We start from the raw sequence: 16,455 nt of genomic DNA, 5'->3' as shown, positions 1-16,455 counted from the left end.
TATAAGAAAATAGCGACAAGCATCTTATTATTCAATAATTATAAGCCGGGTTTCATGATTCCTTCGAAACCCTTTCTTAGCAATAAATATTTGAACCGATTGTTTCGGGTATACAGAAAGGTAAAATAAAATTGATTACATAAAAATATTATGGTATTTGTTTATAAATGTTGTTTATACATTTATAAACAAATATATTTGAGCCTCCTATAGAAATTATAAATAACCATATTATATTATACAGCAGTTGTAATTTGCCGATTGGATCAACCAATAATAAATGTGATTTGAACACATATAATAAAATAATGATGAAGCAATTTAATGCAAAAGCACTTGGACTGAAATGTCTTTTAATATTTACACTTTTTTTTAGTTTTTGCGGCAACGCTAAAGGTGTAGTTTCACCATTCCGAATATCAAGCCCTGACAACAAATTAAGTGTCATATTAACTATAAAATCAGGTAACTTATATTATCAAATTATCAAAGATAGTCAGAAAGTCCTTAAGGATTCCAGGTTAGGCTTGATTCGAGATGACGGGGACTTCTCCGAAAACCTTACTTTTTTAAATGCAGACGGTGTTAGGGAAGTATCTGATACTTACGAATTACTTACCATCAAGCGAAAAATAAATAATTATTTAGCTAATAAGAAAACATTTCATTTCAAGAATAAAGATGGACATCCGATGGACATCATTTTTCAAGTATCTAATGACGGCGTCGCCTTTCGATATTATTTCCCCGATTCTTCCAGTGAAGTAAAGCATATCATTCAAGAAAAAACTACATATCACTTTGATATGGCAGCTAAAGCCTGGATGCAACCCATGAGTAATGCAAAATCAGGTTGGGCAAAAGCTAATCCGTCTTACGAGGAATATTATCAAAAAGAGATTCCTGTTGGGACTACCTCGCCAATCGCCGCCGGCTGGGTGTATCCCGCTCTATTTCATACTGGGAAAAATTGGGTGGCTGTTACAGAATCATTCCCTAACGGAGATTATTGCGTAACGCGTTTAAAAGCGGAATCACCCGATGGGGAATACAGCATAGGTCTCCCTCAGTCACTTGAGGTTTTCACCAACGGTATTCTCGGCCCTGAATCGAAACTACCGTGGTATACCCCTTGGCGGGTAATAGCTATTGGCTCACTGAAAACAATCGTAGAGTCGACCCTGGGGACGAATATTGCACAGCCTGCCATAGTGGAAAAAAAGGTTGTTACGAAACCTGGGATTTCTGCCTGGAGTTGGGTACTGTTAGGCGATGACTCAACTACTTTTAGTGTGCAAAAAAGGTTCATTGATTATGCAGCAGATATGCACTGGCGCTACTGCCTGATTGATGCATTATGGGATACTAAGATCGGTTATCCAAAAATGAAAGAATTGGCGGACTATGCGCGCACTAAAAATGTTGGATTATTGTTGTGGTATAACTCGGCTGGAAAATGGAATGAAACGCCTCAAACGCCAAAGGATAAATTGCTTACCCACGAAAGTCGGTTAAAGGAATTTGGCATTTTAAAGGGAATGGGTGTAAAGGGCGTTAAGATCGATTTCTTCGGTGGTGATGGCCAGTCGATGATCCAATATTATATAGCTATTTTAAAAGACGCGGCGGACTTTGGCCTACTTGTTAATTTCCACGGCACAACACTTCCGCGGGGCCTTGAACGTACTTACCCCAATTTGGTCACTATGGAGGCGATAAAAGGTATGGAATTTGCCACGTTTTCTCAAGCCAATCTGGATGAACAACCGATGCATTGTACTACGATCCCTTATACCAGGAATTTATTCGATCCGATGGATTACACGCCTATGGCTTTAAATCATGTCCGCAATTTGAAGCGTGCAACCACCAGTTGTTTTGAACTGGCTTTGCCTATAATTTTTCAGTCAGGTATTACGCATATAGCTGAAACTCCTGAAGGCATGAGCACAGTACCGTTTTATGTTAAGGATTTTCTAAAACACCTACCGGAAAGCTGGGATGATATTCGTTTTATACAAGGCTACCCCGGTAAACTAGTAGTATTGGCCAGGCGGTCAGGAAAACATTGGTATATAGCGGGAATAAATGGTGAGCATATCGCAAAAACACTTGATCTCGATCTGTCTTTTATAAAACGAAGTAGCGGGTCAACTATGATAGTTGATGGGAACCAGCCCTTATCTTTCAAAAAGATAAGCGTTACCTTCACCAATCATACAAAAGTTAAGGTAGAACCATATGGCGGGTTTGTAATTGACGCGGAACAAGAGTAACTAATTTAGTAATTACAGAGCTGCATTATAAAAATTTAGATTATTAAGTAATATAATTAACGATACGATATCGGCTGTGCCTATAGAATGATCTGGATGGTGATAACCCTTTGAAAAAGGAATCTTTGGGTTTCGCCAATCTATTTTGTAGTGACAGATTTAAATTCCCCAGTCGCGACATATTAACCGAAATAGCTGCCCCTTGAGGTATTGACTCTGTCCCCTTACCATTCTTCGTCATATATATAAATTTCTCACCCAGCCATAATTGCATTCAAAAATATTTCGAAGCGGTTTGAAGAACGCTGATAATTTATTTCATCAGTCAAAAAGTAATGAATCATTTTGGCGCTATTGCTAAAGTGTATTTTGATGTTATAGGCTTATTTATAACTGTTTAAGCTCATTTAATACCAATAACAGCGCATTAGTAACATTTAATTATACATTAATTTGTATCAACCAATTGAATAATGCGGTGACACGACCGTATTGCTGATAACCTTTAATTAACTTAACCAATTACCTAGTTATGAGTAAAATTTTACTATTTGTTAATGGACGAAAACTCATTAAGTTCAAACAAATTAAAAAAGAGAACAATCTGCGTATTTCGGTACCGTATCTCTTGTTTGATTTTCTTAGTACTGTCCTTATCCGCTAAGCAGGACTATAAATTATTCCCAACAACTCACCTTAAATATCACATAAATGAAACCCATTATAAACCATAAAACGACTTTGATGACAAGCGTAAAGCTGCTGGCTGTTGTTGTTTGCCTATGCTTTTCGGTCGCAACCCATGCAACAGTGATAACATATCCCCAGGTTCCGGGTGTACAGGCATGCCAGTTTGCCTATACCCTTAAGGCCAGGGATCATGGAACCACAACATGGAATACGGTGTATTTATACAATACCCCTGTCACAACTGCAAGCGGGGGCGCAACAAACACTACTTGTGGTTATCTCAGCTGCAGCGGTTCAACAGATTATAAAATCATCTTTTCCACCACTGTTACCAGCGCGGCAGTATATCCTGCACCTATGAACGTAACGCCGACCTTTGGTGGTGATTCCATTATGTTCACCGTTTCGGGCCCCAAAAAATTCTATGTTGACATAAATGGCGACCATTACAACAATTGTATACATATTATCGCTGATCCCCTGGAAGTGAACCCGCCGCAACAAGGGGCTGCAAATGTCATTTTTATTCCAAGCGGCACTTTTGTTGACAGCATTATAAAAGTACCCAGCGGGAAAACACTTTACATACAAGGAGGGGCCGGTGTGCGCAGCATAAACCTTGATAGCACCACAAATACCAAGGTGCTGGGCAGAGGAGTTATCTTCCGGCCCAATTTCGATGCAATTTCTGCATCATATGCCAGTAATGTTACTATTGATGGAGTTCTTGATTTTAACCATGGCTGGGGTGGGGGCGGTGGCTGCGGGATCCGATGCGGGCAAAGTTCCAATGTCTCTATTAGTAACTGCGTGTCTTTCAGCTCGAAGACCTGGGGGGATGGCTATGATATCTTTTGCTCTAACGGTGTTACCGTTAATGATGTTTTTATACGAACAAATGATGATGCCATTGCTTTTTATGGCGGAGGAAAGGATGGTTTTACAGGCAATTGTACCAATATTACCGTCACCAATTCAACACTTTTGCCTGATCTGGCGCATTCGTTTCATGTCGGTGTATATGGCGATCAAAATACCGACACACAAATACGCAATATTACCGTGGCGAACGTCGACATTTGTGATTGGAGCCGGACGGCAGGTCAAGGCTCCATTTATTTCACTGTTGGCGATAGGGTGCGGGCTGCCAATTTTAAGTTCAGCAATGTCAGGGTAAAGGATTTTGTGAATACTGCATTTATTACCATGGCAGTAGTCTATAATTCTACCTACAATTATAACCCCGGACGGGCGATTGATAGCGTTTTTTATACCAATGTTAGTTACACCGGCACCGCCACTCCCGCGTCATCTATTAACGGTTATGACGCAACACGCGAGACGACGAATGTTTTTTTTAAGAACCTGCTGATTAATGGGACTACGGTTACCAGCGCAGCTGCCGGTAATTTCACTATAGGCACTTACACAAGTAATATTACGTTCTCAGCTTTACCATTAACCATCGGTCAAACATATGTATTGACCGCGGAGAACAGTGGCCAGTGTGCTAATCCCAGCGGTGGCTCATCAGCTAATGCAACAGACATTGTACAGAATACCTATGCCAATAACACCTACCAGCAATGGGTACTTGTGGATGCCGGAAACAACCTTTACAAATTAAAAAATGTAAATAACGGCCTGTATATGGATATTAATAATGCCTCGACTGTAGCAGGAACCAATGCCATTCAATGGCCATCGGATGCAGGACTAAATCAACAATTTGCACTCATCCCGCAACCTGGCGGATATTACTCCATAATGGCATGTCACAGTGGACAGGTACTGGATGTTAATGGGAATTCCAGCACTGCTGGTGCAACAATTATACAATGGCCATATTCTGGAAATAATAATCAGTGTTGGTTATTCGGAAGTCCGGGTACCACAGCTGCTACTGTAGCCGCGGCAATGGTCGAACCTTCTTTGGCAATAATAGCAGAGCCTGTTGTTAATTCTGCGTTGTCTCCCAACGGCGACGGCGTGAATGATGTGCTTACGATAGCCAATATTCAAAACTACCCCGACAATAAAATAATGGTGATTAACGTAAACGGCACCAAAGTATATGAAGCCAGTCATTACGACAATGTAACCCAGGTATTTAACGGGCATTCAAGCGTTAACGGTCAGCTACAGCCCCAGGGCACTTATTATTATCAGCTGCAATACACTGATAAAGGGGTGCTAAAAAGTAAAACCGGGTTTATCGTGCTGAAATATTAACAAATCTTTGGCAACACGCGTGTTGGCGACAGCCAATAAAATAAAAAGAGCGGTTTGATAATTCCGACTGCTCTTTTATTAAACTCATATTGGGTTGATGGAAGAAGGGAAAATACTACCGTCAATGGGAGTAGACCAGGCATAAGAAAATAGAAAAACTTACAAAAGCATAACAATGAAACAAATTGTACTTAAACTTAATATCATTAAAAAATCGCAAGGAAAAGTATTTAAATTATGCTCACTTGCCATTGGTTTCATGTTTTTTGTCTATAACTCATCTGCCCAAAGCATTGCACCATTTAGTTATACGCAGTATATGAATAATCTTACGCCTATCAATTCGGCGTATTCACTTACCGATCAGGCTGGGTCAGTAACCGCGGTTACAAGAAAACAGTTTACCGGGATAGACGGGGCGCCGTCAACCTATCTTTTAAATGCAAGCATTCCGCTTCCGGATATGGGGGCATCAACCGGCTTTATTGTACAAAATGAACAAATCGCTGTCGAGAAACAAACGGAGGCCAGCTTTTTTTTTGCAAAATCAATCCAGCTAGATGATCAGACTTTTTTAGCGGTCTCTGCCAATGCGGGTATACGCTCATATAAAGCTAATTATCTATCAATCGATGAGAATAACGATCCTCTATTTAATAATAATATTAGTGAAACAAAAGCCAATTTAGGTTTTGGAGTATTATTATACAGCGATACTTATTATATAGGCTTGTCATTGCCGGAGCTTACTTTACGCAGCCTTGGAACAGCGTCAGTCCAGGATGAAAATTATTTAAAAAATCACTACTATTTAGCCGGAGCTTACCTTGCTGAATTGAGCGATGATTTCAAATTTAAATCTTCCGGATTAGCAACTTATGCAAGTGGCTCTCCGGTAACGGCCAATTTTGCAGGTATATTTTATATAAAGGATGCATTTGGTTTTGGTGCTAGTTATGCTACTAATAGCCAGGCTGCACTTCTGCTCGACTTGAATATTAGTACAGTACAGATAGGCTACAGTTATCAGTTTGGCACTAATAGTTCGAATTTAGGCGGCTATAATAATGCCGTACATGAAATTATGCTTAGTTATCGTTTTGGTGAAGGAAGCTCCACACCAAAAGTTTTATAAATATGACAAAAGAAAAGTGATCAAACGGAATATGAAAACAGCTACGCGTCCTAATTTAAAATCTAAGCAATTCTCTACACTGCATATTGAAATATTTGAACAGCTACTTATTTCGGGCAAAACTAACTGGGAACTAAATAAACAATTTGGATACACTAAACGGTCGCATTGTATCGTAGACCATTCGCGCAAAGTAATGTACAAACTACTTGCACTGGAAAAACTTACCAGGGAAGACAATATGGAAAAAGTGATTTATCCACGCATATACAAATTTTGGTGGAAGCGTTTGCTTGATAATCACAGACAAGCTTTGTTAGCCAAAGCGATCATACCTGTGTATTACGAAAATATGCCCCCTGAGAAGATTAATGAAAACGTGGTTGTCTGTTATAAGACAGTCAAAACCTTAAATATTTTACATTTGTATCCTGCCTCAACTGAACATTAAAAGCAATCTATACTTTTATACAAATGACATGTGAGCTTATGAAAAGATGTACCTGTTATTCATTTTTCAATAGGCGAACTTCGTAAACGGATCCTGTAACTGAACCGGCATCGGCTAAAAACTTCGTTTTTAAAATACCATTGGATGATTGTGAAACATTTTTTGGAATAACATAATCTTCCGTGAAAAATCTGTTTACATAGGAATCACCCATGTTAACTTTAGTAATAAGCTGATCATTGATAAGAATGGAGAACTTGTGATTCTTTTCCGAACCCAAATAAGTCACGCGTAGTATTCCCGCCCGTTTGTCTTTGTCGGTAAGATTATAGGTAAACCAGCCGGTTGCATTTCGATAGTGCCGGTTATTGGTAACTCCGGTACTGGAATTTTCACTCTCAATGAAATGATCGGCTTCCGGCTGTTGTTCTCCGGGGGTTACCAAATCGATCGTAATTGCGGCAAGTCGAGCTGTACTATCTTCTTCGGCCGACAGTTTTTTCTGGATTGCGGAAATACTATTTGTCGTTTCCCTTTGCCAATAAATTACATAACGGGCAGACTGTATCTTGTAAAACGGTATCAATTTCAAGGAACTGAATTTTGCGGGATAAATTAGTTTTTGCGCTGTAAATGTTAATGGCTTGCCTGGAACCTGCTTGATTAAAGCCGCGTCATCGTTCGAATTATTTACAAACATTGGCATTTGTTGTAGCGGGTACAGTTTACCGTTGGCTACATGCCCCATACGGCTACTATCGGCCAAAAGTCCCTCCATATTATTGGTATCTATTATTGAGGCCAAAACAATAGGGCCATGTAAAACTGCCTCGTAGTTCGAGCTATCTGTCAACCGCTCAATTGTGTTTTGCATCGGCAAATGAACGGATACTATATCTCCTTTTTTCCAGGTCCGCTTAATGGTGATGTACGTTGACGGCTTTTGGGCAACATTTAGCTTTTGGCCGTTTACTAACACCGTCAGGTTTCCTGTCCTTACCCAGGAAGGGTATCTTATATTTATAGCGAAAGACCCATTTGGTACCGCATCAACTTTAATTGTTGTGTTTTCACTTTCAGGAAATGAGGTAGATTGTGTTAATTTTAATCCTTTTTGCCGCCAGTTTAATTGGGATGCGATAAAAAGGTTAACATATAGATCGTTGTTTTTATAGGCGTATATCAATTTACCATATTTCGCGTGATTTTCCATGCCGGTGCCTACACAGCACCACATGCTGCTTTGTGGTTGGGAATAAACCCGGTAGTGGCCCGGCCGCATTGGCGTAAAATAAACAAATCCCCCTTTTCCAATTCTTTCTGATGAAAGGATATGGTTATAAAGCACTCTTTCATAGTAGTCGATATAACTTGGTTTAGGATCAGAAAAGTACAATGCTTCTGTAAGTTTCAGCATGTTATAAGAATTACAGGTCTCGGGTCCTTCAACACTGGCTATCATCGTCGAAAAATCGTCCGATGGATTAAAGTGCTCCCTTACGCTGTTTCCACCAATAGCCACTGACCGGTGTTCTGTAACGGTTTGCCAAAAAAACAGGGCGGCCTTATTGTAGCTGGTATCGTTATTTAAATCTGCTATTCGTTTGAACCCAATAACCTTGGGTATTTGTGTATTGGCATGAAGGTTATTAAGCTCGTCACGGCCGTGTTCGAGCGGAAGTAGTAACGATTGATGTGAGAAACTATATGCAGCCAAAAGATATTTTTTGTCACCTGTGATGCCATAAACGTCCGCCAGGACTTCATTTATGCCGCCTTGTTCTGTTTGAAGTATTTCCTGTATTTTTTGTTGAGATAGCGAGGAACTTATATTCACAAACCAATCGGCGAATTTGATCAGCATTAGCTTAGCGGTTTTATTTCCCGTATATAAGTAAGCATCACGCAAACCGGCAAAAACTTTATGGATGTTGTAGAAAGGGACCCATTTCTTATTAAAATCTGTTAGATTTCCCGCCCTCACCTGTGCCCATAATTCCTTACTTCCAGGAACTCCTCCAACGTAGCCGTCACCGTTTTTATCCTGGCATATTTTAAGTTCACTAATCATATAATCCAGCCGTTCCAGTAGCCGGTTATCTCCTGTCGAAGCATACATCATCGATAAGGCCGAAAGGTAATGACCCGCCATGTGGCCATCCAAGCCTGAATCTTCCCAGTTCGGATAGCTCTTCGCTTTTGGTCGTAATCCGGCTTCACGGCGATATGGAGCCAGAAGCCTGTCCGGGCTCATCGCCATCATATAATTAAAGTCAGTGATTTCGGCGTCTTTAAATATTCCCGGCAATAGTTTTACGTCCTGTAAAGGAAAAGCATTCAACTTGGTTGCTTTTTGAGCATCAACTGAAATGTATAGAAAGAAAAATAGGATCAATATATATTTCATAATCAACTAGGTGTTTCCAAAGTGTTTTATATCTTGTTTAAGGTCCTAACCACTTTCCAATGCCAGTAATATCCTGAATCGCTACTGAAGGTAGTTTTCGGTTTGACATAATAATTATGCCTACCAATATCAAGTGATTGAAACTCAAATAATGAGCTACTAGATAAAATTCAGTCTATAATAATTGGAGGAAACAGGCTTATAAATCCCAAATATAATTATAATTGTTAAAATAACACTTATGAAAAAGAAAATTAATATTTCTTGTTGATCAAGGCAATCCTTTTGCGGGTTATTTGTTTGAAAAATTTGTAAAAAGTGGTGAAATTATTAAATCCATTTTCATTATAAGCGATATATTTAAATAGGCTAAGCGTCTGAAAATCCTTGTGTCCTCTTGTTCGAATTCAGGTAGTATCACAAAACAAAATAAGCTTCTTAGGTAACTCTAAGGAACCTTTTTATTTTAAAATGTCTTTTTAGAGTAAGTGTAGGTTTTTTTAATTACCTGTATCCCACCAAACTCTTGCTGTCAAAACATCGCCACCTTGTAATCGTGCAACAGCGGCTTTGTAATTCACCGGGTTTGTCAATATTTCAGTGGACAGGTAGATCATTCGTCTGGGTATTGTGCCCATGGTTATATTTCCCGGATAATTTATAGGGGTAAGATTCGGGTATCCGGATCTTTTCCAGTTAAACCAGTTTTCAATGAAATTAAAATCAGTTCCGGTCGCTACCCAATATTGCGTATTGATCATCTGAAGCGAATTGCTTACCGAAGACATGTCTAAAGGATGCGAATTTAAATAGTTAGTGATCGAAGGTTGACTTACTTCCGTTTGCGCATTTAACTGAGTAAGCGATTGAAAAGCGCCGGTAACTCCGTTAGCGTAATGTTGTTGAGCGGTCCCGTTTATATTCCATCCTCTTGCGCTTGCCTCTGCCAGTAAAAACTCTGTTTCTGCATAAGTCAGCACAAAGATTGGGCCTCCAAGGTTCAGGTAAACACTTGTTCTGGGGCGGGAGTAATTCCCAAGCGGCGCGAAATCGGCCCCCGAGCCTGTACCGCCGGGATAGTCGGGCGAGTTCTTGATATCTGTTGAGCCGCCCAGCAGGTCATAGCCGTTTGGCAACCCTTGTTGCAATGATGAATCCGGGTTACCTGTGAGGTTTTCATTACCATTATTTGAAAGACCAGCCGGAGGGATTTCGCCAATAACGCTTAATCGCGGGTCATTATTTAGCCGTAAGTAATCAATCAATGTTTTACTCCATCTCACCTGTTCATAGTCGGTAAGCGTTCTTAGAGCGATTGAGGAGCCATTCTGACTGCTTGCATTAGAGGCATCCGTCTGCACGATCGCATTATCGCTGACATCGGCAAACGTGCCACCTGCGGCCGCCGTTTGCGCCCATTTCTGAGCTGTGGCTGGGTCTACCTTTGTAAGGCGCATGGCTATTCTCAGCATTAATGAATAACCGAATTTTTTCCATTTGCTGATATCGCCATTATAAAAAAGGTCCGCCGTTGGTTTGGGCTTATTCACATCAAGTCTGGAGATCGCGTTATTCAATTCAGACAGCATGGCGTTATAAATATCCTGCTGGTGATCATAAACCGGATATTTTATTCCTTGCTCTGCCATGTCAGCCTGCGAGTAGGGGCAATCGCCATACATATCGGTAACTCTTTGTAAGATCATCACGAACATAATATTACCAATATTGATGAGATTGGAATAGCTTGCTGAATCCTTCTGCATACAAAGCTGCTGCATTTGCCTGATGTCACCTGCTTCGGTGTAACCCTGGCTAAAGATAGCCCCCTGATAGTCGGTAAAATTGCCCTCGTTTATATATTTATCACCATTGTTATAATAAAAATAGGTAGACGCAAGTACCTGCATCATCGTACTTTCGTATACCAATTGGTAGTAACCGGTATTAGCATAATTCAGTTGCGCAGTTGAAAGCAAATCGTTGGGGTCGAAGTTTGTTGCGGTTGACTTTGTAGGATCCGTATTGATATTGTTCAACTGTGCTTTGGTACAGCCCGTTAAATAAACAAGTCCGATAAGTGATGTAAAAAGAATTATTCGCATAGCCTTACCTGAATTTAAAATTTAAATTTAACCCCATAGTTCTTGTTGCCGGTAACGATTCGCCTTCTATTCCCGCATAGCCCAAAGTTGGAGCAAATTCTGATTCGGGATCGATATTCTTAGTGTATTTCAGAATAGTAAACAAGTTACGGCCAACAAGACTAACAGATATAGTTTGGAATACACTGTGTAAAGATTGTGCCGGAAATTCGTATCCCAAAATAAGCTGTCTGAATTTGATAAAACTGCCGTTTAAAACAGATAACGCTGAAATATTCGTAGCTAAGTCGGGATAATAAGTATAAGCCGGTACATTGATCGTATTACGCTGCCCATTCTCATTTACGCCATTTGCGACAATGCCAGTTTCGCGCCCGGGTAAAGTTGCTTTATTCAATCCATAAACGTAAGAGTAATCCTCTGTAGCCGAAAGTACTTTATTGCCAAATTTGTAATCGATTAAAAAAGACAGGTTGAACCTTTTATAATGAAATGAATTGGTAAAACCACCGTAAGACGTTGGCAACGTGCCACCCATTGCGTCTAGGTTTCCGCGTTCGGGTATGCCGTCACTCCCTATAATGATATTTCCTGCCGCATCTCTTTTGTAATCATAAGCCATTATTTGCGTGATGGATTTGCCTACAACCAAGGCTGTGTTTGCATTTAACGGCCGGTAAGTGCCGGTCAGCAGGTACTGGCTTGAACCATCAATAGATAACAGCATATTATGAACCAAGCTTAAATTAATACTTGTCTTCCAGTAAAATGAAATTGTTTTTATTAGTGTCCCGGTTAGCAATAACTCAATGCCTGTATTCTTAGTTTTACCGACATTAACATAGGCAGATGTAAACCCGGTCGCAACTGACTGTTGGGCATTCGCTATTTCGTTGTGGGTGATCCGGTTGAAATAAGTGGCATCTACGCCTAAACGGTTCTGGAAGAAGTTTACGTTAACACCAGTCTCAAATTCGTTAAGCGTGAACGGTTTCAGGTTGTAATTGGGCAGCTCAGGAGAAAAACTTCCTAAAGGGATACCATTTACCGTGTTATTGGAGGTGAAATACAATTGCGTAGTATAAGGTTGCGATGGCTCCCCACTTGTTTTGGCATAACTAATCCTAAATTTTCCTGAACTCAGTTGTGGCAGGTGCAAGAGATCTGAAAATAAAAAGCTGCCCGAAACGCCCGGAACAAAAATCCCTCTGCTATTGGCTGGTAACGTTGAAAAAACATCGTACCTGCCGGTAGCAGTTATGTCTAGCAGATGCATAAAATCAACATCGGCCGAGTAATAGGCAGACTCCGTTACAATTTCAGATACGTCATAATTTGTAGCTATACTTGCCAGGTTTGCAGGAGTATATAAATAAGGGGTTATAAATTGAGAACCGGTAATCTCTGTTAGATTATATTGACGTTTGCGGAAATTACCGCCTGCCGAAAAATCGAGATCAAGATTTGATGTCAGTTTTTTTTCCGCGACAAAGAGTAGATCGGTGTTCAGCTCGGATGTTTGTGATTTGCTCAAGCCATTCAATCCACCCTGTTCGTTCACGGTGAACGCAGTTCCGGTAGGCAAAACATTTAACAATCCATCATTGCTAATATCGTATCCGAGCCTACCCTGTAGATACATATCCTCAGAGAATTTGTACTTTAAAACGCCGGCGGTTATAAAGCGGTTCCGGGTGGAATTGTCTACCTGTTTATTTACAGCGAAGTACGGATTGGTAATGTACACATCGCTGTTCCATTGTGATTCATCGCCGTTTGATGGATTGTAACCGGGCTTAAGGCTGGCCTGATTGGCACTTGTCGCCAAAAACTCAATACCATAATTAGGATTCATCGGGCCATCGCTTAAGTACGATCTGTTTTTATCGAGTTCATAAATATAGTTGCCATTAAAGCTGAATTCTAGTTGGTCAGTAATATCGTAGGTGGTGTTTAAGTTGAAGGTTTTTCTGTTCAGTCCGCTATTGGGAACAATCGATTCATCTTCAAGATCAGAAGCGGATGCCCTAAAGGTAGCTTTGGAGTTACCGCCACTTACTTCAATGGTATTGGTAAGTGATGGAGCTATCCGGTAAAACTGGTCAACATTATTTTTAACGGCTGAATATGGGTATAAATTACCGTCGAATTGAATGGTTGGTTTTCCATCTAGCTTTTGCCCCCAGCTCAGCAAGCCAGATGCTACTGCACTCGCCACATCCGTAGGCCTTTCGTTTTGTGAGCCCTGACCGTATACATACTGAAAATCGGTATTATTTACAGCCTGGCTGTAGGCAAGATTGAGATTATATTCAATTAATGTTTTTGAGTTCTTTTTTCCGGTTTTTGTCGTAATCAGTATTACGCCATTTGCTGCCCTTGCCCCATACAATGCCGAAGCAGCAGATCCTTTTAAAACGGTAATACTTTCTATATCATCCGGATTTATATTACTGAATCCATCGCCGTAATCCGCGCCGCCGTATTCATTTGCCGCACCGCGCTGAGTATTGTCTATTGGTATGCCATCCAATATGAGTAAAGGGGAACCGGCGCTCATGCTGGCAGCTCCCCTGAGCAGTAATCTTGAAGATGATGCCGGTCCTCCGTTAACGCCACTCACATTTAATCCAGCCACCTGTCCTTCAAGTGACATAGCCACGTTCGACTCCCTGGCCTCGGTCAGGTCTATTCCCTGTATAGTCGACACCGAGTAGCCTACCTTCCTGTCCGCTTTCTTTATATTTAAAGCCGTCACAACTACCTCATCAAGGGTATTAGCAGTAGGTAGCATAATTATTCTTAAGGGTTCACCGATAATGCCAGCCCTTATCTCCTGGGTGATGAATCCAATGCCGGATATTTTAATAATACTGTCCTTAATAGCGTTAATGGTAAACTTACCATTCTCATCCGTTTCTGTTCCATAAGGATTATTTGTTATCCTGACGGACAGTCTGCTTAGCGGATTGCCGTCTTCATCAGTTACAAATCCAGTTATCGGTAATCTTTGAACAGTATCTCTTGGAGCGCTGATGGCTATTAAATTATCTGAAACTACATGGAAGGAATAGCCAGTGCCCATTAAAAGGTTATGTAGAAGAGTCAGTGCCTCCTGGTTTCTGATATGTAGTGTAATAGGCCATCCGGGTAACTGATCTGGGCGATATATGAAATGGTAGATCGTTTGGTTTTTAATATCATTTATTACATCTTCAAAAGTTGCATGCCGCAAATTGAGTGTAACTTTTGTTTGGCAGTACCCTTGTTTTGAGTTCCAGAAAATGAGAATCAATAATAGTAACCTGATTAATTTCATGAATTAACCTGTAAAACATTTTGCATATCAGCCCTGGCCCTGATTGGTCTATACAGGACATGTTTTGAAAAAGAATAAATAATTGGTTAAAAAATATAAATGTTATTACCCGAAATTTTGTAATTGAATCGGGTAACTATTTGTAACGATAATAAAATCTGATTTATATCTTCTTTTTCAAACTCACCGGTAAATTTAATGGATTTTAATACATCATTTTTGAAAAATATGTTATTTCCATATTTTCTTTCCAGGCTGTTGGCAAGTTGCTCAAAGGGTTCATTTTTAAATACGAGCTTATTATTCATCCATGCTGTTTCGATATTTAAGGTATTCGAATCATCAAAGTAAGTTTCCTTGGTTAAAGAATAAGATGTATGCTGAATAAGTAGCTTGTCTGTTGGCTTTAGTATAACTTTTATAGCAGGATTATTTTTTAATGTAGCCTGAATGCTTCCTCTAAAAAGTGTTGCTTCAAATTGCGGGTCATTTTTATAGCTTTTAATATCAAATGCAGTACCCAGCACCTGGATATCTGATTGATTTGTATGCACGATAAACGGATGTTTATGATCTTTAGCTACATCAAAAAAAGCCTCCCCACTTAAAAAAACTTCTCTTGTTTTACCAGTGAAGTTTTTCGGATAGCTTAGCGTCGACAAAGCGTTTAGCGTAACCAATGTGCCATCAGCTAACCTGATTTTAGCAATTGATCCATTCTTTGTTTTTAGTTCGGACAAGCGTGTAGTGGTATTTCCGGGGGGATTTATTCTGAAAAAATAGAAAGAGGCAGATAACACAATAAGCGCGATAGCAGCTGCAGCAATGCTGCGCAACCATAACAAGTTCTTTTTGGGACGCTGTATTTCAATTACACTAGCTGTGTTTTCGTCGGTGTCCGTAATTCCTGCACGCTGCTTGATTTTTTCAAGAATGCCCACCATGTTGTCATAAGGCTCGTCGTCCTGCATCCAGTAGGACCTTACCGATTCATATTCTTTTTGAAAAGAGGTATTGCCTGCAATAAGCCGGTTAAACTCAGCAAACTCATCAGGAGTAATCTCTCCGGATAATTTTTTTGCAAGTAATTCGGTAAATCTCTTTTCTTCCATTGGTGTATTGTGTACAATATGATAATCTCTTTTTTATAAAAGATGCCTACAAGTTGGTTAAATAATTTATTGAATAAAAAAATAGGATCAAAATACCCAGGATTTTACCTTTCATCCCGGAGTTATGCTCATTTTCCGGCAGCGACTTCAAGGCTTGCCTCAGTTTATCAATCGCCCTGAAAAGCTGCGTTTGCACCGTTCTTGGTGAAATCTCCAGTATCTGGGCAACCTCTTTATACTTTAAGCCGTTTTCTTTAATTAGCCTGAAGACCATACGTGCCTGCATAGGCAGGGTTTCAATGGCCTTATCAAGGCGGTGATGTAATTCTTTTATTTCCAGTTTTTTGGATGGATCAGCCAGATCAACCAACCGGAACTGATGATCTTCTAATTCAACCAGGTGTATATTGGAATATTTTTTATGATATTTTAACGATTGATTTTTAACAGCGATAAATAAATAGCTTTCCGGATATTCAATATGGCTCAGGCTGCTCCTGTTACTCCAGCATTTTACAAAAACCTCTGATACAATTTCTTCAGCCGCTTCCCGCTGATGAACATAATAAATGCTGAATTTAATCAATTTGCCAAATAGCGTATAATAAAGCTGCTCAAATGCTTTAACATCATCCGTTAAACAGATTTTTTTCCAGAGTTCAAGTAAATCAGGTTTCAATCTCTTCTATGGCTTAATGATCAGATGAAAGTAAACGCAATGTACTAAT

General features: G+C 40.0%; 9 protein-coding genes. 4 read left to right on the top strand and 5 right to left on the bottom strand.

Going from position 1 to position 16,455, the window contains the following annotated elements; translation table 11 throughout:
• Positions 1–308: 308 nt before the first annotated feature.
• The 4 genes from GSQ74_RS00940 to GSQ74_RS00925 all read left to right on the top strand — a co-directional run bounded on the left by GSQ74_RS00940 (position 309) and on the right by GSQ74_RS00925 (position 6,784).
• Complete coding sequence (locus GSQ74_RS00940) at positions 309–2,276, top strand: glycoside hydrolase family 97 protein (protein WP_254060781.1); 1,968 nt, start codon at positions 309–311, stop codon at positions 2,274–2,276.
• Positions 2,277–2,987: 711 nt separating this feature from the next.
• A complete protein-coding gene (locus GSQ74_RS00935; protein ID WP_158989121.1) occupies positions 2,988–5,198 on the top strand; it encodes an RICIN domain-containing protein in 2,211 nt (736 codons plus the stop codon).
• A 175-nt stretch (positions 5,199–5,373) separates the two neighbouring features.
• Positions 5,374–6,333, top strand: a complete 960-nt coding sequence (locus GSQ74_RS00930) for a PorP/SprF family type IX secretion system membrane protein (protein ID WP_158989119.1) — start codon at positions 5,374–5,376, stop codon at positions 6,331–6,333.
• Positions 6,275–6,784: a hypothetical protein gene (locus GSQ74_RS00925; RefSeq protein ID WP_216846652.1), complete on the top strand. Its 510-nt coding sequence runs from the start codon at positions 6,275–6,277 to the stop codon at positions 6,782–6,784. The genes GSQ74_RS00930 and GSQ74_RS00925 overlap by 59 nt, the downstream gene beginning before the upstream one ends.
• A gap of 55 nt (positions 6,785–6,839) precedes the next feature.
• Here GSQ74_RS00925 and GSQ74_RS00920 read toward each other — a convergent pair whose 3' ends face one another.
• The 5 genes from GSQ74_RS00920 to GSQ74_RS00900 all read right to left on the bottom strand — a co-directional run bounded on the left by GSQ74_RS00920 (position 6,840) and on the right by GSQ74_RS00900 (position 16,406).
• Positions 6,840–9,191: a glycoside hydrolase family 127 protein gene (locus GSQ74_RS00920; protein ID WP_158989115.1), complete on the bottom strand. Its 2,352-nt coding sequence runs from the start codon at positions 9,189–9,191 to the stop codon at positions 6,840–6,842.
• A 500-nt stretch (positions 9,192–9,691) separates the two neighbouring features.
• A complete protein-coding gene (locus GSQ74_RS00915) occupies positions 9,692–11,296 on the bottom strand; it encodes a SusD/RagB family nutrient-binding outer membrane lipoprotein (protein ID WP_158989113.1) in 1,605 nt (534 codons plus the stop codon).
• A 4-nt stretch (positions 11,297–11,300) separates the two neighbouring features.
• Positions 11,301–14,615, bottom strand: a complete 3,315-nt coding sequence (locus tag GSQ74_RS00910) for a SusC/RagA family TonB-linked outer membrane protein (protein WP_216846645.1) — start codon at positions 14,613–14,615, stop codon at positions 11,301–11,303.
• An 86-nt stretch (positions 14,616–14,701) separates the two neighbouring features.
• On the bottom strand, positions 14,702–15,727 hold the full coding sequence (locus GSQ74_RS00905; RefSeq protein ID WP_158989111.1) for a FecR family protein: 1,026 nt from the start codon (positions 15,725–15,727) through the stop codon (positions 14,702–14,704).
• 46 nt (positions 15,728–15,773) lie between these two features.
• Positions 15,774–16,406 (bottom strand): RNA polymerase sigma-70 factor, encoded by a 633-nt coding sequence (locus GSQ74_RS00900; protein WP_158989109.1) that lies wholly within the window; start codon positions 16,404–16,406, stop codon positions 15,774–15,776.
• Between the last annotated feature and the right edge of the window lie 49 nt (positions 16,407–16,455).

The organism is Mucilaginibacter sp. L196 (assembly GCF_009765905.1).
In the GTDB taxonomy this organism is placed as follows: Bacteria; Bacteroidota; Bacteroidia; order Sphingobacteriales; family Sphingobacteriaceae; genus Mucilaginibacter.
This window is presented reverse-complemented; position numbering and strand designations above follow the sequence as displayed.